Origin of the sequence: Streptomyces sp. Ag109_G2-15 (genome assembly GCF_900215565.1) — a bacterium.
Classification (GTDB): Bacteria; Actinomycetota; Actinomycetes; order Streptomycetales; family Streptomycetaceae; genus Streptomyces; species Streptomyces diastatochromogenes.
This window is the reverse complement of the sequence record NZ_OCNI01000001.1, coordinates 6,366,713-6,386,790: the sequence shown is the minus strand read 5'-3', so window position 1 is coordinate 6,386,790 and position 20,078 is coordinate 6,366,713. Positions and strand designations below refer to the sequence as shown.

Below are 20,078 nucleotides of genomic sequence, written 5' to 3'. Positions count from 1 at the left end.
CGCGGGGCCGCCGGGTCCCGTACGCTCGAAGCCGTGCCGCGCACCGGCGTCATCTCCCGATGCGCGGCACGGTCCCTGTCCGCCAACTCCTCGGCCGGGCGGGTGTTTTCACAGGTCAGGCCGATTGTCAGTGGTCGCCTCTACGGTCTTTTCCATGACGCGATCACTGCAGGCCGTGGCCTATCGCCGGCCCTCCGCACTCGAGTCCGCGGCGGACGGGCGCCGCCTCGGGCTGGAAACGTCCCGGGGCGCGACGCCCACGGGTGTGGAGGACCATCCGCGGTTCTTCGCAGGCTTTCTGACCTCGCCTCAGGTGGCCTCGGCGGCGCTGCTGGCGGTGGCCGACGTGGCGGCCGCGCGCTACTACCAGCCGCAGCTGCGCGCCTCGCTCGACCCGGTGGTGACCGGTAACGGCGACCGGCTGCGCTTCGAGTCCTTCTCCGGTTGCGGCGGGGTGTACGCCCGGCTGGACGTCCTCACCCCGGGTCTCGACGGCGGCGAGGTGGGGCACGGGACGACGAACGTCGACGTCAACAACCCGCTGCGCGAGGCCCTGTCCCGGATCGGCACGGACGATCCGCTCCATCTGCGGGTCGGCCCGGACGAGTTGGCGGTCACCACGCTGGACGGCCCGGTGGTGGAGAAGAAGGTCCCGCTGCCCGACCGGTGGCTGCGCGGCTTCGCCGAGGCCCAGGTGATCGCGGCCGGGTTCGATCTGCGGGCCGAGCTGTCGGCGGACGAGGCGGTGCGGTTCCTGCGCGGGCTGCCGAGGGCGGGCGGGGCACGGCGGGCCTCGGGCGGACCGCGCTGGGTGGTGCCGGTGGGCCGCGGGCTGCGGCCGACGACGCGGCCGGTGCCGGGCGCGGTGTGCCTGCCGGGTCCGGAGCGGCTGGCCGCGCTGCAGCGGGTGCTGCGGCATGCGACGGCCCTCAGGATGTACGGCCCCGTGGTCGGCGGTACGGCGAGTACGGCCGCCGCCTGGGAGGTCGCCCTGCCCGGCATGCGGCTCACGCTCACGCTGTCGCCGGACGCCTCGCGCGGCTTCTCCGGCGAGGGCGGTGTCCTGGACGCGCTCGCCACCGAGGAGACAGCCGGGGACGCCGAGCTGATCGCCGTGCTGCTGGCGTGGGAGCCCCGCATCGACGTGGCCGACCTGGCGGCCGCCTCGGGCCTCACGCCCGAGCGGGTGCGTGCCGCCCTGGTCCGTCTCGGCACCTCGGGCCGCGTCGGATACGACACGGCGGAGGCGGCCTACTTCCACCGGGAGCTGCCCTACGACGCCGAGCGCGTCGAGAAGCACAATCCGCGACTGCGCTCGGCCAGAGCCCTGGTGGCGGCGGGCGCGGTGACCCTCGACGGCGCCCTGGCCACGGTGACCGCGGAGGACGGACATGTGCACCGGGTGCGGGACGAGGCGGGGGTGCTCACCTGCAGCTGTCTGTGGTGGGCGAAGTACCGGGGCGGACGCGGGCCGTGCAAGCACGCGCTGGCGGTGCGGATGGTGCGGCGGGGCGCCGCGGTGGGACAGGACATGGCAGCGATCTACGGGGGTGTGCGATGAGTGCGTTGATGGAGGCGGTACGGGCCGGGCGTACGGCGGAGACGCTGCGGCTGGTGGAGGGCATGACGGCGACCGAACGGCGCGCGTCGCTGCCGGGGTTGAAGGAGCTGCGCAAGGAGTTGCGGGCCGTCCCGCCGTGGGAGGACCGGTCGGAGCGGGTCCGCCCGGCGCTGCACCTGGCCGGGGCCGCCTGCCACACGGGAGCGGCGGCGGCCGCCGCCTGGCTCGCGGCGAGCGACCTGCGGTGGCGACAGGCGCCCACGGAGTCACTCCTTCGGGTGCTGGGGACCGGGACACGGGCTGGCTGGCCGATGTGGCGCACCGGCTGGCCCAGCGACCGGTGTCCGCGCGGGTGCCGTACGACCTGATGGCGGGGCTGGTGAGCCGGTCGGGCTGCGAGGTCCCGGTGACCGACGCCTATGTGACCGGCTGGATCCGGCACATCAGCATCGGCGACGGCAGCTGGCCCCGGGACGGCGTCGCCCACCGGCTGCGCGGCGAGCCGAGCCTCGCCGCGCTGCTCGGCGGGCTGTTCACGCTCTCGGTTCTCGCCGAGGTCCGCTGGCTGCTCGGCGAGGGACCGGGCTCCTGGCAGAGCGCCCTCGCGGCACTCGCCCAAGAGGGTTCCCTGGACCGTGAGTTCCTGGTCGACGCCTGTGTCGCCCGGCTGCTGCGCGGCGGTGGCCCCACCGACCACCGGATCTTCCTGCCGATGCTGACGGAACTCGCGCTCACCCGGGAGGAGGAGCGGGCGCGGATCCCCGACTGGACGGCGCTGTCGCGTGACGCGGTCTCCCCCGTCGCCTCGCACGCACAGGCGGTGCTCACCGGCCTGGCGCTGGAGGGCGGCCTGACCTCGCGGCAGCTGGCCGAGGCCTCCGAAGGGCTGCTGTTCCGCAGCGAGAAGAAGCTCGTGCGGGCCCAGCTCGTCCTGCTCGGCAAGGTGCTCTCCCGCGACCCCGGCACGGCGGCGGAGCTGCTGCCGGTCGTGGCCCAGGCGTTCGGGCACGAGGACACCCAGGTGCAGGAGCGGGCGCTCAAGCTCGTCGAACGGCACGTGCGGAAGCTCGACTCGACCGAGGTACGTGACGAACTCGCCTACTCCGCCCAGCAGTTGAGCCCTGCGCTGCGTGTGCGGGCGGCCGCCGCGCTCGGCGTCGCGGCGGCCGAGCCCGAGGTGGTGCACGAAGACGTCCTGCCGCCCGCCCCGGAGCCGGTGCGGCTGGAGCCCGCGCCGCTGACGCCCGAGGAAGTGGCCGAAGAGGTGGGGGCGCTGCTGGCCTCCGAGGGTGACGTGGCAGCGTTCGAGCGGGCGCTGGACGGTCTGGTGCGGCACACGTACCAGGACCCGGACGCGCTGCGCGAGGCGCTCGTCCCGGTGATCGCGAACCGCTGGTGGGCCGGCGACGAGCACCAGCAGTGGCCGCGCACGGACGACATGTTCAGCAACGCCCGCTACGGCCTCTTCAACGCCGAGGAAGGCCTCGAGCTGCTCCTCGCGACCCTGCACGGCAAGGTACGCACGGCCACACTCCTCAACGCGGTACGGCGCGGGCCGAGCGAACACGAGTGCGCACACAGCGGCCTCTCCCGCGTCCTCGACGCCCGGCTCCGCGAGGTGGCCTACCGCCTGCGCACGGAACCGATTCCGCTGCTGCTCGCCACGCCCACCTGGAGCACGGGCCTGCTGGAGCCGATGGAGCTGGTGGATCGCCTCGCCGAGTACCGGCGCCTGGACGCCCGGGTCTGCGCGACCGACTTCGCCCAGGCCCTGCTCCGGGTGCGCAGGGACGACCGTGCGGCGGCCGAGGAGGCGGCGGGGCGGGCCAGAGCGCTCGGCACTCCGGAGGGCGTACGGCTGGCCCGCTGGCTGGGCGGCACCAACGCCACCCTGCCCGAGGCCAGACGGCGCACCAAGGGGGTGCGGATCCTGCTGGAGCTGGCCGAACTCCCCGAGTTGCAGGACGGTTTCCCGCAGGAGTTCCATCGGCTCGGCCGGCCGCTGTCGGTCTTCTCCGACCGCTGGCACTGCCACCACTGGAACCATGGAGCACGCCGGCACTGGCTCGCCGTGCTCCCGGAGCGGCGGGAGCTGGTCGCGGCCCGGATTCTGCACGATCTGGCCGACACGGCCGTCGAGGACGAGCGCGGTGCCGCCGTCCTTCCGCTGCTCGCCGAGTCCGGCGGCGCGGCGGGCGAGGCCGTGCACCTGTGCGTGGCGTACGGGCTCGGCGCCCGGCACCAGGAGGACCGGCTCGCCGCCGTGGACGCCTTGCTGGTGCTCGCCGCGCAGGGGCAGCTCGACGCGGCGCGGCTGGGCACGGATCTGGGTGAGCTGGTGGGGCGTGGTGCGGTGAAGCCGCAGCGGCTGGCCGAGTCGGCGCGGACGGCGGCGGCCACGGGAGCCAATGCGACGATATGGGAGCTGCTCCGGCACGCCCTGCCCGTTCCGCTGGCCGCTCTGACGACCGCCCGCCCGGAGGCGGCGGCCGTGGCGGCCCGGGGTCTCGGGGACCTGCTGGCCGTGGCGGCGGAGTGCGCCGAGCGGTCCGGGGCGCACGGAGAGGTGCCGCACCTGGCGGAGACCGCCGCCCGTGGCGGCTCCTCCCGTCTGGTCGTCCACGCGCGGCGGCTGCGGGACGCGCTCGCCGAGGAGGTGGCCGCCTGAGTCGGACCAGAATGACCGCCCACCGCAACAGTAGAAAGTGCAACAAAAAGGGCGGAAGCATGCTTTACCCATCGGTCACAAACCGTTCGTGATCACGCAACACCGTTCCTTCACAGTGAGTGCATGACTCCAGACATGTCTCAAGTGACCCGCGCGAAGCACGGACGGCCCGTGCACCACTGGCGGCGGGACCTCGTCGAACTCGCCGCCCTGTTCACGGCCGTTGCGGTGGCGGACGGGGTGGCGAACCTCATCGGACACGGGCCCGACGGTCCGGCGCTGCTGGTGATCTCGGCGATCGTGCTGGCCGCGACGGCGGGCTTCCACACCTGGTGGGCACGGCGCCACGGGCACGCACCGCCGGCCGACGATACCGGTGCCCGGCCGACCGCCGAGACGCGGTCGGCCGGGCCCGCGCAGGAGCCGGACGCACAGGACGTGGCCGGGGCCGGCACGCTGTGGCGGATGCGGACGACGGTGAAGGACGAGCCCGGTTCGCTGGCCGCGCTGTGCACGGCGCTGGCCGGGCGGCGGGTCGACATCCTGAGCCTGCAGACGCATCCGCTGGGCGACGGCACGGTCGACGAGTTCCTGCTGCGGGCGCCCGAAGCGCTGACGGGGGCCGAGATCAGCCGGGCGGTCTCGCTGGCCGGCGGCACGTCCACCTGGATCGAGCGGGCCGACGCCCACGACCTGGTGGACGCCCCCACCCGGGTCCTCGGCCTCGCGGCGCGCACCGCGCTGGACGCGGCGGAGCTGCCGCTGGCGCTACGGCAGTTGCTGGGCCGGTGCACGATCCGCTCGCTGCCCGCCACGCCGGTCGGCGGGGGTCGCGGGCCGGAGCCCGTGCCGGTCGAGGGGGTCCTCGAGGACACCGTGATGCGGCTGCGGGCGCCGGAGGGCGGCGTGCTCACCGTGGAGCGGCCGTATCTGCCGTTCACGCCGACCGAGTTCGCGCGGGCCAGGGCCCTCGTGGAGCTGGACAGCCGGCTGGGTCCGCGGATCCCGCGGGGCCAGGACGTGCTGACGCTGCCGGAGGGCGACGACATCGCCGTGCGCCGGGTGGACACCGGTGACCTGGCGGCGGCCAGGGCGATGCACGAGCGGTGCTCGAAGCGCACCCTCGACATGCGGTACCACGGGCCGGTCGGGGACGCCGAGCGCTATCTGAACCACCTGCTCAGCCCCCGCTTCGGGCGGACGCTGGCCGCGCAGACCACCTCGGGCCGGATCGTCGGGCTCGGGCATCTGCTGTGGGACGGCGACGAGACCGAGGTCGCGCTGCTGATCGAGGACGACTGGCAGCGGCGCGGTATCGGAGCCGAGCTGCTCGGCCGCCTGGTGGCGATGGCGGTGGAGGCGGGCTGCGAGAGCGTCTACGCCGTGACGCAGGCCTCCAACACCGGGATGGTCGCGGCGATGCGCGGTCTGGGGCTGCCCCTGGACTACCAGATCGAGGAGGGCACCCTGGTCATCACGGCCCGCCTGGACACCGCCCCGGTGGCGGTCCGGGCGCCGTACGACGGCAGCGGGGAGCGGCTCGGCGGTACGGCGCGGCGCGACTGAGCCGGCTCGGCGGACGGACGGCCCGGCGGTTTCCCGCCGGGCCGTTGTCGTGCGCAACCCCGTCAGCGCACGGCTTCCTGCAGCGCCATCGGCGTCGCGGTCCGCTCCCCCAGGGCGTGATCCAGGTCCGCCCACAGGTCGTCGACGTCCTCCAGGCCCACCGACATCCGCAGCAGCCGGTCGCTCACCCCGGCGCCGCGCCGGTCGTCGGCGTCGACGATGCGGTGGCTGATGGAGGCGGGATGCTGGATGAGGGTGTCCACGCTGCCCAGGCTGACCGCCGGGGTGATCAGCCGGACCCGCGAGATCACCTCGTGCGGGTCGCCGTGGACCTCGAAGGCGACCATCGCACCACCCAGGCGCGGATAGCGGACGCGGGCCACCCGCGGGTCGGCGGCGAGCCGACGGGCCAGTTCGGCGGCGTTCGCGGAAGCGGCCCGGACCCGCACCGGCAGCGTGGACAGGCCCCTGAGCAGCAGATATCCGGCCAGCGGATGCAGGACACCGCCCGTGGCGAAACGTATCTGCCGAAGCTGTCCGGCGAACTCCTCGTCGCAGGCCACCACACCGGCGAGCACGTCACCGTGGCCGCCGAGGTACTTGGTGGCGCTGTGCAGCACCAGCCGTGCGCCGTGTTCGGCGGGCCGCTGCAGGACGGGCGTGGCGAAGGTGTTGTCGGCGAGCAGCGGGACCGAGCCGCAGGCGTGGGCGATGGCCCGCAGATCGAGTTCGGCGAGCGTGGGGTTGGCCGGGGACTCGACCATCACCAGACCGGTGTCGGCGCGCAGGGCGTCGGTGATGCCGGCCGGGTCGGTCCAGGTCACCTCGGTACCGAGGAGCCCGGCGGTCAGCAGATGGTCGCTGCAGCCGTACAGGGGTCGTACCGCCACGACATGGCGCAGGCCCATGGCGGAGCGGGCGAGCAGGACCGCGCTGAGCGCCGCCATGCCGCTGGCGAAGGCGACGGCGGACTCGGTGCCCTCCAGCCTGGCCAGGGCGGTCTCGAAGCGGGCGACGGTGGGATTGCCGAGGCGGCCGTAGATCGGCGGGCCGACCGGGTCGGCGCCGTCGGTGGCGAAGGCGTCGATGCGGGCGGCCTCGCCACGGCTGTCGTAGGACGGGTACGTCGTGGACAGGTCGATGGGCGGGGCGTGCAGGCCCTGCCGGGCGAGGTCGTCGCGGCCGGCGTGCACGGCCTCGGTGGCCAGTGCTCTCGATGCGGTGCGTACGGCGTCGTAGGCACCCGTGCTCGCTGTGTCCATGGGCGGAAGGTTGAACACCGGACGGGTCATCGGAATCGAACACCGTGCTACGTTCGGCCAATGGCTGAATCCGTCGTACTGGATCCGGTGGATCTTCACCTGCTGCGGCTGCTGCAGAACGACGCCCGGACCACCTATCGCGATCTCGCGGCGCAGGTGGGCGTGGCGCCGTCGACCTGTCTGGACCGGGTGACCCGGCTGCGCCGCGCGGGCGTGATCCTCGGCCATCAGCTGCGGCTGGATCCGGCGAAGCTGGGACGCGGCCTGGAAGCCCTGCTGTCGGTGCAGGTCAGACCGCATAGGCGAGAGCTGGTCGGGCCGTTCGTGGAGCGGATCCGGGCGCTGCCGGAGTCGCGGACCGTGTTCCATCTGACCGGGCCCGACGACTATCTGGTGCATGTGGCCGTGGCGGACATGGCCGATCTGCAGCGGCTGGTGCTGGACGAGTTCACGGCGCACCGGGAAGTGGCCCGGGTGGAGACCCGGTTGATCTTCCAGCAGTGGGACTGCGGGCCGCTGCTGCCTCCGGCCACGCCCAGAGCTGAATCACGGATACCTGGGTGACGCAGGCATAGTCCCCGTATGAGGATGGGCGGCATGTCTGAGATCCAGAGCCCGCTGCCCCGCCAGGTCGCCGACACCTATGTGGACGACCTCATCGCCCTCGACCCGGTCACCGGCACCTACCTCGGTGTGAAGGAGAGTTCGAGCAGGCTGCCCGACTACTCGCCCGAGGGTCAGGAGGCCCTCGCGGAGCTGGCGCGGACCACCCTCGCCCGGCTCGACGAGGCCGAGCGGCAGCCCGGTGCGGACAGTGACGTCGAGCGTCGCTGCGGACGGCTGCTGCGGGAACGGCTGACCGCCGAGCTGGCCGTGCACGAGGCCGACGAGCACCTGCGCGCGGTCGGCAACATGAGCACGCCCGGCCACTCGGTGCGGGACGTCTTCACGGTCATGCCGACGCAGACGGAGGAGGACTGGGCGGCGATCGCCGAGCGGCTGCGCGCGGTGCCGGGGGCCCTCGCGGGCTACCGGAAGTCCCTGGCGCTCGGTCTGGAGCGCAAGCTGTACGCGGCGCCGCGGCCGACCGCGACCTTCGTCGAGCAGCTCACCGAGTGGTCGGACACCGACGGCAAGGGCCGCGGCTGGTACGAGGACTTCGCCTCGGCCGGTCCGGACGCACTGCGCGCGGAGCTGGACGAGGCGGCCCGCACGGCGACCGCCGCCTTGGTGGAGCTGCGCGACTGGATGCGGGACGTGTACGCGCCGACCATCGAGGGCGCCCCGAACACGGTGGGCCGCGAGCGGTACGCGCGCTGGGCCCGCTACTTCAACGGCACCGACCTGGACCTGGACGAGGCGTACGCGTACGGCTGGTCGGAGTTCCACCGCATCCTCGGCGAGATGAGGCAGGAGGCGGAGAAGATCGTGCCCGGGGCCGAGACCCCGTGGGTGGCGCTCGGGCACCTGGACGAGCACGGCCGGCACATCGAGGGTGTCGACGAGGTCCGGGAGTGGCTGCAGGGCCTGATGGACAAGGCCATCGAGGATCTGGACGGCACGCACTTCGAACTCGCCGAGCGGGTGCGGAAGGTGGAGTCGCGCATCGCCCCGCCCGGCGGTGCCGCGGCCCCGTACTACACGCCCCCGTCGGAGGACTTCTCGCGGCCCGGCCGGACCTGGCTGCCGACCATGGGGCAGACCCGGTTCCCGGTGTACGACCTGGTGTCGACCTGGTACCACGAGGGCGTGCCCGGGCATCACCTCCAGCTCGCGCAGTGGACGCACGTCGCCAAGGACCTCTCCCGCTACCAGGCCACGGTCGGCGGGGTCAGCGCCAACGCGGAGGGCTGGGCACTGTACGCGGAGCGGCTGATGGACGAGCTGGGCTACCTGACCGACCCGGAGCAGCGGCTCGGCTACCTGGACGCGCAGATGATGCGGGCGGCCCGGGTGATCGTCGACATCGGCATGCACCTGGAGCTGGAGATCCCGGCGGACTCGCCGTTCCACCCCGGTGAGCGCTGGACGCCGGAGCTGGCCGAGGAGTTCTTCGGCGCGCACAGCAGCCGGCCGGCGGACTTCGTGGAGAGCGAGCTGACCCGGTACCTGACGATTCCGGGCCAGGCGATCGGCTACAAGCTCGGCGAGCGGGCCTGGCTGCGGGGCCGTGAGAACGCCCGTGCGCGGCACGGCGACGCCTTCGATCTGAAGGCCTGGCACATGGCGGCCCTGTCGCAGGGTTCCCTGGGCCTGGACGACCTGCTGGACGAGCTGTCCCAGCTCTGACCTGCCCCAGGTCTCCACGGAGGGCTCAACGCCGGAAGCCGCCCTCGGAGTTGACGACCTCGCCGGTGACCCAGCCCGCCTCGTCCGTGGCCAGCCACGCGATGAGCCGGGCCGGGTCGTCGGGCACGCCCCAGCGCCCGGCGGGGAACCGGGCGGCCACGGCCGCATGGGCCTCGCCGGTGGCGTAACCGGTGTCCACGGGACCGGGGTTGACCGTGTTCACGGTGATGCCGTGCTCGATGAGCGTGGTGGACAGGGAACGGGTGATCGAGGCGAGGGCGCCCTTCTGCAGGGCGTAGGCGATCTCGCCGGGCATCCCGCCCGCCATGTCCTGTCCGGAGGTCATCATCACCACGCGCCCGCCGGGGGTGCCCTTCGGCAGCCGGGCGCGCGAGCGGGCGTACGCCTGGACGAGCAGCAGCACCGAGCGGGTGTCCACCGCCCAGTGGGCGTCCAGCATCGCGGCGCCGATCTCGTCCAGGGTGCCGTCGGACCCGCTCAGGGCGTGGTTGGCGACGAGGATGTCGAGCCGCCCGAACTCCGCCACGACGGCGTCGATCAGCCGGGCCGGTACCGCCGGGTCGGACAGGTCGCCGGGTCCCGAGGCGACGCGCGCCCCGGCATCGCCGAGCACCTCGCGCACGGAGTCGGCGACGGCCTCGGGGCTGTCGGCGCCCCAGGGCATCGCGGTGTCGTGCGCCACATGGTGATGCAGATAGACGCTCGCCCCGTACGCGGCCAGCCGCCGGGCCACCGCATGCCCGATACCGGCACGCCTGCTGGCCCCGGTGACGAGCGCGGTGCGGCCGCGCAGGGGCAGGGGGTCGCGGCGCAGTTCCTCGGGGGCGGGGTGCGGGGAAGTGGGCATGGACGAGCACGGTACGGAGTCCGCCGGGCCGAGCGCGAGGGAATAAGAGACACCGTGGCGGGACGGGGATGAGCCGTGCCCCGGCACGCGGGCGCTGCGCGCGGCCCGGTGGTCCGGCCGACCGGGCCGGGCTCCCTGGAAGCCGGGTTCTCGGACCGGGCGCGGAGCGTGTGCCGTTGCACCGCGCCCCGCCGGACCGTCCCCGTTCGGCCGTACGGCCGCCCCCCGGTGGCGGAGCCCGTGGTGAGGCGGCTTGCTGGTGCCGAAGGGCGAATCGGAGGAGGCGGGCCGCCATGCAGGGAAAGGGGCCGGGTCAGGAGGTGATGGAGACCCCGCGGGCCGCCGGGCTGGCCGGAGTGGTCTTCGCGCTGCTGCTGTCGGCGGCGATCGTGCTGATCCGGCTGGGGATTCCCGAAGGGGCCGACGCGGTCACCGCTCAGGGGTTCACGGACTCCGCTCGGCAAGGCGCGGTGAAGACCGCACTCGCACTCGTACCGTTCGCCGGCATCTTCTTCCTGTGGTTCGTCGGCGCCGTCCGGGCCCACGTCGGGGCGGTCGAGGACAAGTTCCTCGCGACCGTCTTCCTCGGCAGCGGGCTGGTCTTCACCGCCACGATGTTCGGCGCCGCGGCGGCGGCCGGTGCCGTACTGGCCGTCGCGCACCCCGCCGGTGCCAGTCCCGGGCCGTCCACCTGGGACTTCGGCCGTAATTTCGCGTACACGCTGATGACGGGGTACGCGATGCGGATGGCGGCCGTGTTCGTGTGCTCGATGTCGGTGATCGGGCACCGCCTCGGCGTGCTCCCGCGCTGGCTCTCGGTGCTGGGCTTCCTCACCGCCCTGACCCTGCTCTTCGTCTCGTCGAACGTCCCCTGGGCGGAGCTGGTCTTCCCCGCCTGGTCGCTGGTGCTCAGCGTCTACATCATCGTGGCGAGCGGTCGCACCAGGTCACGCCTCACGGCGTCCGCGTGACCCCGCGGTGCCCTTCACTCGAACGGCGTGCCTGAGCGCGCGCGGCCCCCGTCGCCGCTCGCATGCTGGCGAGCGGGACATGACCGCCGTCCGGAGATGCCCACGCGAGACGCGGTGGTGTGCACCGGACCTGGCCACCGGAAGGGGCGGAGCGTCGATGCGGCTCGTCGTCGATCTCAACAAGTGTCAGGGGTACGCCCAGTGCGCGTTCCTCGCGCCCGACGTCTTCGCCATGCACGGCGAGGAGTCGCTGGTGTACAACCCGCGGGCGGAGGAGGAGCAGCGGGAGCGGGTGGCGCGTGCCGTCGCCGCCTGCCCGGTGCAGGCGATCACTGCCGACGGTCTGGACGGCGCCGGTGACAGCGCCGCGTCCGGCCGGGAGGCGTCCGATGCCCGCTGACTACCTGGACTGGCTCAGGCGCGAGGGCCGGATCGTGATCGTGGGCGCCTCGCTGGCCGGCCTGCGGGCCGCCGAGACCCTGCGCGCCGAGGGCTTCGCCGGGGAACTCACCCTGATCGGGGACGAGCCGTACGAGCCGTACGACCGGCCGCCGCTGTCCAAGGCGGTCCTGCTGGGCAAAGCGGACCCGCTCCACACCGAGCTGCCCCGGCGCCGCGAGATCGACGCGAAGTGGCGCCTGGGAGTCCCGGCGACCGCCCTCGACATGACCGCCAAGCGGGTGCGGCTGGCCGACGGGGACGAGGTCGAGTACGACCGCCTGCTGATCGCGACCGGTGTGCGCGCCCGGCCCTGGCCGAAGGAGGCGGAGGCGCAGCTGGACGGCGTCTTCGTGCTGCGGACCCGGGGCGACGCGGCCGCCCTGTACCGGCGGCTGAAGGCGGGGCCGCGCCGCGTCCTCATCATCGGCGCCGGGTTCGCCGGGTCGGAGATCGCCTCGGCCTGCCGGGAGATGGGCCTCGCGGTCACCGTGGCCGAACGCGCGGGCGGGCCCCTGGTGGGAGCCCTCGGCGGGGTGATCGGCTCGGTGTCCGCGGAGCTGTACCACGAGAACGGTGTCGACCTGCGCACCGGTGTCATGGTCACCGGCCTGGAGGGCGACTCGGTGGGCCGGGTGAAGGCCGCCCATCTGTCCGACGAGAGCGTCGTCGAGACGGACCTGGTGGTCGTCTCGCTCGGCTCCATGCGCAACACCGAGTGGCTGACCGGGTCGGGGCTCGGTGCGGGCCCCCGGGGCATCGCCTGTGACGCGGGGTGCCGCGCCTTCGACTTCCGGGGCATCGTCACCGACGACGTCTTCGTCGCGGGTGACGTCGCCCGGTCCCCGCACGCGCTGTTCGGCTACCAGTTCCTCTCCCTCGAACACTGGGGCAACGCCGTCGCGCAGGCCGAGATCGCCGCGCACAACATGATCAGCCCCAGCAGCGACCGCCGCCCGCACCTGTGGGTGCCCGCCTTCTGGTCGTCGCAGTTCCGCGTGAACATCAAGTCCGTCGGTGTCCCGCCCATGGGCGAGCAGATCATGATCACACAGGGCTCCCTGGCCGAACGCCGCTTCGTCGGCGTCTACGGGTTCCAGGGCCGGATCATCGCCGCCGTGAGCTTCGACAACACCCGTTGGCTCGAGTTCTACCAGCGGGAGATCGAGCGGGGTGCGCCGTTCCCGGTGGAGTACCCGACGGTGGACCGCCGTCCCGAGGGCCGCCAGCCGGTCCCGGCCGACTTCCCCGACCCGTCCCTGCCGACCCACGGCCCGACCGTGACCCTCAGCGGCTACTCACCGACCGACCGGCAGCTGGTCTTCACCCCGGCCCACTGACGGACCTTCACGCCCCAAGGACCCCGCATGACGCACGCCTCGCTCCTGCGCCAGATCACCGACTACGCGAACCGCGCCAACCCGTATCCGCTGTACGAGGAGCTCCGCAAGACCCCGGTGCTGCACGAGGAGGAGGGCGGTCCGTACGTCATCAGCTCGTACTGGGACATCGAGAACCTGCTCCACGACCCTCGCATCAGCTCCGACGAGAGCAACGTCACCGCCGCGGGCGACGACGAGCTGTCCGGGCCGGAGCCGACGGGTCTGCCGCCGAGCTTCATCCGGCTCGACCCGCCGGAGCACGACCGGCTGCGGCGGATGGCCAACAGCTCCTTCGGGCCGCCGCACCGGCCGCACCGGATCGAGTCGATGCGCCCTGAACTCGAGCGCATCGTCACCGAACTGATCGACGGCTTCGGGGACGCGCGGCAGATCGACGAGGTCGACCAGTTCGCCTACCCCTTCCCGGTCACGGTCATCTGCCGACTGCTGGGCGTGCCGCGCGAGGACGAGCCCCGCTTCCGTTCCTGGGTGGACCCCATCGTCGCCGGCCTGGACCCGGACGCCCGCACGGGCGCCCAGTCCATGAAGACCGCACAGGACGCACGACTGCAGCTCGGCATGTACCTGAACGGGCTGGTGGAGCAGCGCGCCCGGGAACCCCGCGACGACATGCTGTCCGACCTGGTGAACAGCCAGGGTCCGGATGGCTCCATGACCACGATGGAAGTGCTCAGCACCGCGGTGCTGCTGCTCATCGCGGGCCACGAGACGACGGTCAACCTGATCACCAACGGCATGCTCACGCTGTTGCGCCACCCGGAGTACCTCGAGCGGCTGCGCGCCGACCCGGGCCTGTCCGTGAAGATCATCGAGGAGTTGCTGCGCTACGAGCCGCCAGTACAGCTCCTGCCGCAACGCACCTGCATCACCGACATCGACGTGCGCGGTGTCACCATCCCGAAGGGCTCCCGCATCTGGCTGGTGCTCGCCGCCGGCAACCGTGACCCGGAGCGGTTCAAGGACCCCGACCGCTTCGACCCTGACCGCGAGGACATCGAGCACCTCGGCTTCGGCAGCGGCATCCACAGCTGCTTCGGTGCTCCGCTGGCCCGGCTGGAGGCCCAGATCGCGCTGTCCGAGCTGGCCCGGCGGCTCGAGAACCCCCGCCTCGTCGAGGACCCGCCGCCGTACCGGCCGAACGCGGTGCTGCGCGGCCCGCGCCACCTGAACATCACCTTCGACGGACTGCGCTGACCGGGCTCAGTCCGCAAGCCTTCTCAGCTGGACCAGGCCGACCCAGGTCTCCGGGCCGGGCTGGGCATAGGCGGCGCGCACCGCGTACGGCCCCGCTTCCAGCGGGACGCGCAGGTGCTCCGTGCCCTCCGCCGCGCCGCCCGGCCAGGCCGAGTCGAACAGCACCACCGGGCCGGGCACGTTCCACCGGATCTCGTGTTCCCACACGGCCGCGTCGAGCGCGCCGGGGATCTGGGCCAGCAGCTCGCTCTCGGAGTTCGCGGCGGACCAGCGCACGAAGGTGCCGTGGTCGGGCAGATAGGAGGTGGAGGCGGGTTCGTCGCCGAAGACGAGGGCCGCGCTGTCGCCGACCGGGAGCAGGCCGACGTAACCGTCGACCTCGCACGCGCGGTCGTAGTCCGTGGCGAACTCCTCGCTGTCGGCGCCCGCCCAGAAGGGCAGCACCGTCTCCGGTACGGCTATCAGCGGGCCGCCGCCCGACTCCACCCACTCCAGTGCGCCTGGATCCGCGTATCGAGCCATGGGCAGAACCTACACGGGCGGTGTCAGCAGCCGCACTCGCCGTCCACAGGCGCCGTCAGCGGGTCGGCGTCCCGGCGCACCGGCCCCTGCCAGGTCTCGTAGGCGAAGCCCTCCCGCGCCCAGTACTCGAAGCCGCCCAGCATCTCCTTGACCTGGTAGCCGAGTTCGGCCAGGGCGAGGGCGGCGCGGGTGGCGCCGTTGCAGCCGGGGCCCCAGCAGTACGTCACGACCGGCACGGACTTGTCGAGAAGCTGCTCGGCCTGCTCGGGGATGAGCGCGGTGGGCAGGTGGATCGCGCCCGGGACGTGCCCCTGGTCCCAGGACTCGGTGGAGCGGGAGTCGAGCACGACGAAGCCGGGGTCACCGTCGGCCGCGAGCGCGGCGGCCACGTCGGAGACGTCGGCGTGGAAGGCGAGGCTGGCCCGGAAGTAGGCGGCGGCCTCGGCGGGGGCGGCGGGGGCGACCCGCAGGACGGGGTTCACGGTGTTGGTGATCATGGCCAAAAATCTATGACCATCGCCCGGCTCCCTGAAGTGACGATCCCCGGGGTTCCCCTTGATCGGCCGGGGATTCCCCTGCTATTCATCCGGGATGACCGTGTATTCCCCGGACGCCACCGACTGGCGCATCCTCGACGTCCTCCAGCGCGAGGGCCGCGCCAGCTACGCCGAGCTGGCGCGCGCCGTCTCCATGTCACCGAGCGCGGTCACCGAACGGGTGCGCCGGCTGGAGGAGGCCGGTGTCATCCAGGGGTACGCGGCGGTCGTGGACCCCGAGCGCCTCGGCCTCCCGATCCTCGCGTTCGTCCGCCTCCGCTACCCGAACGGCAACTACAAGCCCTTCCACGACCTGGTCGCGGCGACCCCCGAGATCCTCGAGGCCCACCACGTCACCGGCGACGACTGCTTCGTCATCAAGGTCGCCGCGCGCTCGATGCCACACCTGGAGGAGATCTCCGGCAGGATCGGCACGCTGGGTTCGGTGACCACGAGCGTGGTGTACTCCTCACCCCTGCCGCGCCGTCCACTGGGCCGCTGACCTGGCCATCGACCGCGGTCGAGTGGCGGTGAAGGCGTGGTGGAACCGCGAGTCCGCCGGCACGGTGGGCTCACGGGCCGTCCGCGCCCCGCTGCCGCAGCGACGACCCCGACCGGCCCTTCACGACCTCGAGTTGGGCGTGGATCCGGCGGCGCAGGTCGGCCACATGGCTCACGATGCCGACGCTGCGGTCGCGTTCGCGGAGGGAGTCGAGGACGTCGAGGACCTCGTCCAGGGTCTGGTCGTCGAGGCTGCCGAAGCCCTCGTCGATGAAGAGGGTGTCGAGGCGGACGCCTCCGGCCTCGTCGGTGACGACGTCGGCGAGGCCCAGGGCCAGGGCGAGGGAGGCGAAGAAGGTCTCGCCGCCGGACAGGGTGGCGGTGTCCCGCTCACGGCCGGTCCAGGCGTCCACCACGTGCAGCCCGAGCCCGCTGCGGCCCCGTCCGGTGCGGTCGTCGGAGTGGACGAGGGTGTAGCGGCCGGAGGACATGCGCTGCAGCCGTACGGTCGCGGCGGCGGCGACCTGCTCCAGGCGGGCCGCCAGGACGTACGACTCCAGGCGCATCCTGCGTTCGTTGTCGGCGGAGGTGCCCGCCGTGAGCGCGGCCAGGCGGGCCACCCGGTCGTACTCCGCGCGCAGGGGGGCGAGCCCGCGGACGCCCCGGGTGGCGCGGGCGGAGAGGCGATCCAGCTCGGTGCCGCAGCGGGCGGCCGCGTCGCGGGCGGAGGCGGCCTCGCGCAGCCGCCGTTCCGCCTCGGCCGCCTCCCGCTCCGCCGCTGCGAGGTCGGCGGGCGGCTGCTGGGCGGCGGCCGCGGTGTCGGCTTCGGCCAGCACGGCGCGTACGGCGGCCTCCTCCGACTTCCAGGCGTCCAGGCGGTGTTGGAGGTCTCGGTGAGCCGCGTCGTCCAGGAGGGCGGCGGCCGCGGCCTGCGGGGTGTCGAAGCCGGCCCGGTAGGCGGCGTCGGCGAGGCGGGCGTCGGCGTCCTTGAGGCGCTGGGTGGCGTCCTCGGCGGAGCGGGCGGCGTCGGCGGCTTCGGTGAGCAGTGCCGCCTGTCGCTCCAGTTGGGTGGCGCGGGCGGCCACGCTGGCCGCCGATCCGCGCGCCTGTGTCAACTCCTGCTCCAGGGTGACCTGTTCGCGTTCCAGGGTCTCGCGGCGGGTGAGCCGGGAGGCGGTCCGTACGGCGGCCTGCTGGCGGTCGGCCTGGCGCCGCTCGCGCTCGTGCTCGGCCCGCCGCAGCTCCTCCTGGACGGCATGCAGGGCGGAGGCGTCCCGACGGGCGTGTGCGTAGTCCTGTTCCAACTCATCAGCATGAGCTGCGAGTTGGGCCGTAGGAGTGTCGCCCGCCTCGGCCGTGGCCGCGGCCAGGGCCTCGCGTACGACGCCGAGGCGCCGTTCGTCCTCGGTGTGCTGTTCCTCGGCGCGCTGCTGGGCGGCGAGGGCGCGCTCCTCGGTCTCGCGGTCGACGTGTCCGGCGACCTTGCGGGCCGGGGCGGGGTGTTCGGTGGCTCCGCAGACGGCGCAGGGTTCACCGTCGGTGAGGTGCGCCGCCAGTTCCACGGCGATGCCGTTCAGGCGCTGTTCCTTGAGGTCCAGCCAGTGGGCGCGGGCGTCCAGGGCGCGTTGTCCGGAGGCTAGGGCCCGGTGCTGTGCCTCCTCCAGGTCGGCGGCCAGCTCGTCCCGGGTCCGTGCCGCGTTCAGGCGGCGTCGTGCGGGTTCGCGCTGGACGGCGAGCTGTTCGGCGCGGGTGGCCGCCTCCTGGGCGGACTCGATGCGGGACTGCAGGGCCCCGCGCCTGGCGTCCCACTCGGCGAGCCAGGCGTCGGCCTCGCGCAGGACGTCCTCGTCGGCACGCTCCTGCCGGTCCAACCCGGCCCGCTCGTCTACCAGTTCGGCGAGCCGCCGCTCGGCGCGCCGGGCCGCGTCCAGGCCGCCCAGCTCCTCGGCGGCCCGGCGGGCGGCGGAGGCCAGTCCGGCCGCGCCGGCCTCGGCGTAGGAGTCGGGAAGCATCCCGCGTGCGTGCGCCTCGGCCCGGGCGGCCCGGCGGTGCTCGTCCTCGGTGGTCTCGCGCAGCTCCAGCGCGGGTGCGACCGCCTCGGCCTTGCGGCCGCGCTCCATGCGCTCCCGCGCCTCCCGATGGGCGTCGGCCCGCTCCTGGAGGCGCTCGGCCCGCTGCCGGGCCTCGGCGAACCGGCCCTGCAGCCGGGCGAGTTCGCGTGCCTCGTCCAGGGTGCGCTGCGCGGCGGCGTGGCCGGACTCGGCGGCGGACAGGCGGCAGTGGGCGACGGTGAGGCGTTCCCGCGCGGTGCTGCGGGCCACGGCCGCGGCACCGAGGACGGCCTCGGCCAGGCCCGGCTCGCCGGGGCTCAGCTCGGGCAGCTCCATCGCGTCGCCCGCCTCCTGCTGCATGCGGTGCGCGTCGGCGAGGAGCGCGGCGTCGCCCTCCCGTACCCGGGCCTCGGTCGCCTTCCGGCGCTCGGCGAGCCGCTTCTCCACGTCGGCGAAACGCTGGGTGTCGAACAGGCGCCCGAGCAACTGGCCGCGCGCGCCGGCGTCGGCGCGCAGGAAGCGGGCGAAGTCGCCCTGGGGCAGCAGGACGACCTGGCAGAACTGCTCGCGGCTCATGCCGAGCAGCTGGGTGATCTCCTCGCCGATCTCCTGGTGGGAGCGGCTGAGGTCCTTCCAGGCGCGGGCCGTGGCGTCGTACTCGCGCAGCCAGGTCTGGGCCTTGTCGACGGTCGTGCCCGTGCCGCGCAGCTTGCGCCGTTCCCACGGCGGCTGCCGGGTGATCTCCAACCGGCGTCCGGCGACGGTGAGTTCGAGCCGGACCTCGGTGCGGGTGCCCGCCTCGGCGTGGTCGCTGCGCAGGTGCATGCCCTGGCCGCTCTGCCGGGCGCCGGGCACGGAGCCGTAGAGCGCGTAGCAGACGGCGTCCAGGACGGAGGTCTTGCCCGCGCCGGTGGGGCCGTGCAGCAGGAAGAGGCCGGCGGCGGACAGCGCGTCGAAGTCGACGGTCTGCGAGCCGCCGAAGGGCCCGAAGGCGGTGATGTCGAGCCGGTGCAGCCTCACCGGGCCACCTCCCGCACCGCGTCGTCGGCGCGTACCGCGTCGAAGGCCTCCCGGAGCACGGCCGCCTCCTGCTCGTCGGGCCCGGCGCCGCGCACATGGGCCACGAAGTCCTGGGCGATCTGCTGGTCGCTGCGGCCGGCCAGGCGCCGGGCGTACGACTCCTCGGGGGCGTCCGGGGCCCGTTCCGGGTCGAAGACCAGGCTGAGGGTGTGCGGGAAGCGCTCGGTGAGCCGGGCCATGGGGTCGGCCGGGCGGACCTGGTCGGTGAGGGTGGCCTCGACCCAGGCGTCCTCGTGGCGGGCGAGAGCGGGGTCGGCGAGGAGGTCGTCCAGGGTGCCCCGGACGCGGGCCAGCGGGCGCGGCACCGGGCAGTCGAGGCGCTCGGCGGTGACCGAGCCGTCGGCGGCCAGGTCGATCAGCCACATGCTCTTGCGGTGGTCGGCCTCGGAGAAGGAGTACGCGAGCGGGGAGCCCGAGTAGCGCACGCGCTCGGTGATCGTCTGGCAGCCGTGCAGATGTCCGAGCGCCACGTAGTCGACGCCGTCGAAGACCCCGGCGGGTACGGCGGACACGCCGCCGACGGTGATGTCCCGCTCGCTGTCGCTGGCCTGGCCGCCGGTGACGAAGGCGTGGGCGAGGACGACGGACCGGGTGCCCGGCGTGCGGGTGGCGAGGTCGGCGCGGACGCGGTCCATGGCGGCGGCGAGCACGGCCTCGTGACCGGCCTTCTCCACCGCGAACTCGTCCTTCACCAGGGCCGGTTCGAGGTACGGCAGGCCGTAGAAGGCCACGTCGCCGTCGGCGTCCGCGAGCACGACCGGGGTGCCGGCGGCGGACGGCTCGGTGCGCAGATGGATGCCGGCGCGGTCGATGAGTCCGGCGCCGACGCCGAGGCGGCGGGCCGAGTCGTGGTTGCCTGAGATCATCACCGTGGGCACGCCGAGGCCGGCGAGGCGGTGCAGGGCGTCGTCGAACAGCTCGACCGCGGCGAGCGGGGGCACCGCGCGGTCGTACACGTCCCCGGACACGACCACCACGTCCACCGCGTGCTCGCGCACGGTGGTCACGAGGTGACCGATGAAGTCGGCCTGGGCCCCGAGCATGTTCACCCGGTGGAAGGCCCGGCCGAGATGCCAGTCGGATGTGTGCAGCACTCTCACGACACCGCTCCGACCTGCACGCCTACCCCATCCAGCACCTCAAGGACCCGCACGAACCCGGACAGGCT

Annotated in this window: 17 protein-coding genes; 11 read left to right on the top strand and 6 right to left on the bottom strand. The window is 73.6% G+C overall.

Features of this window, described 5'->3' with window-relative positions:
- Positions 1 to 154 precede the first annotated feature (154 nt).
- The 4 genes from CRP49_RS28800 (at position 155) to CRP49_RS28790 (ending at position 5,795) form a co-directional block, all read left to right on the top strand.
- Complete coding sequence (locus CRP49_RS28800; RefSeq protein WP_097255971.1) at positions 155 to 1,561, top strand: SWIM zinc finger family protein; 1,407 nt, start codon at positions 155 to 157, stop codon at positions 1,559 to 1,561.
- Positions 1,558 to 1,929, top strand: coding sequence for a hypothetical protein (locus tag CRP49_RS48870; RefSeq protein WP_306459752.1), 372 nt, complete (start codon positions 1,558 to 1,560; stop codon positions 1,927 to 1,929). The genes CRP49_RS28800 and CRP49_RS48870 overlap by 4 nt, the downstream gene beginning before the upstream one ends.
- On the top strand, positions 1,875 to 4,229 hold the full coding sequence (locus CRP49_RS28795; RefSeq protein ID WP_306459751.1) for a DUF6493 family protein: 2,355 nt from the start codon (positions 1,875 to 1,877) through the stop codon (positions 4,227 to 4,229). Before CRP49_RS48870 ends, CRP49_RS28795 begins: the two co-directional genes overlap by 55 nt.
- A 123-nt stretch (positions 4,230 to 4,352) precedes the next feature.
- Positions 4,353 to 5,795, top strand: coding sequence for a GNAT family N-acetyltransferase (locus CRP49_RS28790; protein ID WP_179851778.1), 1,443 nt, complete (start codon positions 4,353 to 4,355; stop codon positions 5,793 to 5,795).
- Between the two features lie 62 nt (positions 5,796 to 5,857).
- Here the strand turns inward: CRP49_RS28790 and CRP49_RS28785 are convergent, their stop codons facing one another.
- Positions 5,858 to 7,057, bottom strand: coding sequence for a PLP-dependent aspartate aminotransferase family protein (locus CRP49_RS28785; RefSeq protein WP_094219664.1), 1,200 nt, complete (start codon positions 7,055 to 7,057; stop codon positions 5,858 to 5,860).
- A gap of 60 nt (positions 7,058 to 7,117) precedes the next feature.
- Between CRP49_RS28785 and CRP49_RS28780 the strand changes: the two genes are divergently transcribed.
- The gene (locus CRP49_RS28780) at positions 7,118 to 7,621 is read left to right on the top strand and encodes an Lrp/AsnC family transcriptional regulator (RefSeq protein ID WP_094219622.1); all 504 of its coding nucleotides are present in this window, start codon (positions 7,118 to 7,120) and stop codon (positions 7,619 to 7,621) included.
- A gap of 33 nt (positions 7,622 to 7,654) precedes the next feature.
- On the top strand, positions 7,655 to 9,346 hold the full coding sequence (locus tag CRP49_RS28775; protein WP_097255970.1) for a DUF885 domain-containing protein: 1,692 nt from the start codon (positions 7,655 to 7,657) through the stop codon (positions 9,344 to 9,346).
- Positions 9,347 to 9,371: 25 nt separating this feature from the next.
- Here CRP49_RS28775 and CRP49_RS28770 read toward each other — a convergent pair whose 3' ends face one another.
- Complete coding sequence (locus CRP49_RS28770; protein ID WP_097255969.1) at positions 9,372 to 10,214, bottom strand: SDR family oxidoreductase; 843 nt, start codon at positions 10,212 to 10,214, stop codon at positions 9,372 to 9,374.
- Between the two features lie 293 nt (positions 10,215 to 10,507).
- On the opposite strand from CRP49_RS28770, the gene CRP49_RS28765 reads away from it, so the two are divergent.
- From CRP49_RS28765 to CRP49_RS28750, 4 genes are all read left to right on the top strand, one after another.
- A complete protein-coding gene (locus CRP49_RS28765) occupies positions 10,508 to 11,185 on the top strand; it encodes a hypothetical protein (protein ID WP_097255968.1) in 678 nt (225 codons plus the stop codon).
- A gap of 157 nt (positions 11,186 to 11,342) precedes the next feature.
- Complete coding sequence (locus CRP49_RS28760) at positions 11,343 to 11,585, top strand: ferredoxin (RefSeq protein ID WP_097255967.1); 243 nt, start codon at positions 11,343 to 11,345, stop codon at positions 11,583 to 11,585.
- Positions 11,575 to 12,963, top strand: a complete 1,389-nt coding sequence (locus CRP49_RS28755; protein WP_097255966.1) for an NAD(P)/FAD-dependent oxidoreductase — start codon at positions 11,575 to 11,577, stop codon at positions 12,961 to 12,963. Before CRP49_RS28760 ends, CRP49_RS28755 begins: the two co-directional genes overlap by 11 nt.
- A gap of 27 nt (positions 12,964 to 12,990) precedes the next feature.
- Positions 12,991 to 14,220 (top strand): cytochrome P450, encoded by a 1,230-nt coding sequence (locus CRP49_RS28750; RefSeq protein WP_097255965.1) that lies wholly within the window; start codon positions 12,991 to 12,993, stop codon positions 14,218 to 14,220.
- A gap of 6 nt (positions 14,221 to 14,226) precedes the next feature.
- Here the strand turns inward: CRP49_RS28750 and CRP49_RS28745 are convergent, their stop codons facing one another.
- Entirely contained in the window at positions 14,227 to 14,742 is a 516-nt protein-coding gene (locus CRP49_RS28745) for an immunity 21 family protein (RefSeq protein ID WP_097255964.1), read from the bottom strand.
- Positions 14,743 to 14,765: 23 nt separating this feature from the next.
- Positions 14,766 to 15,239, bottom strand: a complete 474-nt coding sequence (locus CRP49_RS28740; RefSeq protein ID WP_179851777.1) for a rhodanese-like domain-containing protein — start codon at positions 15,237 to 15,239, stop codon at positions 14,766 to 14,768.
- 94 nt (positions 15,240 to 15,333) lie between these two features.
- On the opposite strand from CRP49_RS28740, the gene CRP49_RS28735 reads away from it, so the two are divergent.
- Positions 15,334 to 15,780: an Lrp/AsnC family transcriptional regulator gene (locus CRP49_RS28735; protein ID WP_097255963.1), complete on the top strand. Its 447-nt coding sequence runs from the start codon at positions 15,334 to 15,336 to the stop codon at positions 15,778 to 15,780.
- A gap of 70 nt (positions 15,781 to 15,850) precedes the next feature.
- On the opposite strand, the gene CRP49_RS28730 is transcribed toward CRP49_RS28735, so the two are convergent.
- Positions 15,851 to 18,850, bottom strand: coding sequence for an AAA family ATPase (locus CRP49_RS28730; RefSeq protein WP_097255962.1), 3,000 nt, complete (start codon positions 18,848 to 18,850; stop codon positions 15,851 to 15,853).
- A complete protein-coding gene (locus CRP49_RS28725; protein ID WP_097255961.1) occupies positions 18,847 to 20,010 on the bottom strand; it encodes an exonuclease SbcCD subunit D in 1,164 nt (387 codons plus the stop codon). Before CRP49_RS28725 ends, CRP49_RS28730 begins: the two co-directional genes overlap by 4 nt.
- Positions 20,011 to 20,078: the final 68 nt, after the last annotated feature.

What these genes read in the sequence shown, in the direction of transcription:
- CRP49_RS28800 (WP_097255971.1), top strand. Translation starts at nt 155, where the DNA reads ATGACGCGATCACTGCAGGCCGTGGCCTATCGCCGGCCCTCCGCACTC.
- CRP49_RS48870 (WP_306459752.1), top strand. Translation starts at nt 1,558, where the DNA reads ATGAGTGCGTTGATGGAGGCGGTACGGGCCGGGCGTACGGCGGAGACG.
- CRP49_RS28790 (WP_179851778.1), top strand. Translation starts at nt 4,353, where the DNA reads ATGACTCCAGACATGTCTCAAGTGACCCGCGCGAAGCACGGACGGCCC.
- CRP49_RS28785 (WP_094219664.1), bottom strand. Translation starts at nt 7,057, where the DNA reads ATGGACACAGCGAGCACGGGTGCCTACGACGCCGTACGCACCGCATCG.
- CRP49_RS28780 (WP_094219622.1), top strand. Translation starts at nt 7,118, where the DNA reads ATGGCTGAATCCGTCGTACTGGATCCGGTGGATCTTCACCTGCTGCGG.
- CRP49_RS28775 (WP_097255970.1), top strand. Translation starts at nt 7,655, where the DNA reads ATGTCTGAGATCCAGAGCCCGCTGCCCCGCCAGGTCGCCGACACCTAT.
- CRP49_RS28770 (WP_097255969.1), bottom strand. Translation starts at nt 10,214, where the DNA reads ATGCCCACTTCCCCGCACCCCGCCCCCGAGGAACTGCGCCGCGACCCC.
- CRP49_RS28765 (WP_097255968.1), top strand. Translation starts at nt 10,508, where the DNA reads ATGCAGGGAAAGGGGCCGGGTCAGGAGGTGATGGAGACCCCGCGGGCC.
- CRP49_RS28760 (WP_097255967.1), top strand. Translation starts at nt 11,343, where the DNA reads ATGCGGCTCGTCGTCGATCTCAACAAGTGTCAGGGGTACGCCCAGTGC.
- CRP49_RS28755 (WP_097255966.1), top strand. Translation starts at nt 11,575, where the DNA reads ATGCCCGCTGACTACCTGGACTGGCTCAGGCGCGAGGGCCGGATCGTG.
- CRP49_RS28750 (WP_097255965.1), top strand. Translation starts at nt 12,991, where the DNA reads ATGACGCACGCCTCGCTCCTGCGCCAGATCACCGACTACGCGAACCGC.
- CRP49_RS28745 (WP_097255964.1), bottom strand. Translation starts at nt 14,742, where the DNA reads ATGGCTCGATACGCGGATCCAGGCGCACTGGAGTGGGTGGAGTCGGGC.
- CRP49_RS28740 (WP_179851777.1), bottom strand. Translation starts at nt 15,239, where the DNA reads ATGATCACCAACACCGTGAACCCCGTCCTGCGGGTCGCCCCCGCCGCC.
- CRP49_RS28735 (WP_097255963.1), top strand. Translation starts at nt 15,334, where the DNA reads ATGACCGTGTATTCCCCGGACGCCACCGACTGGCGCATCCTCGACGTC.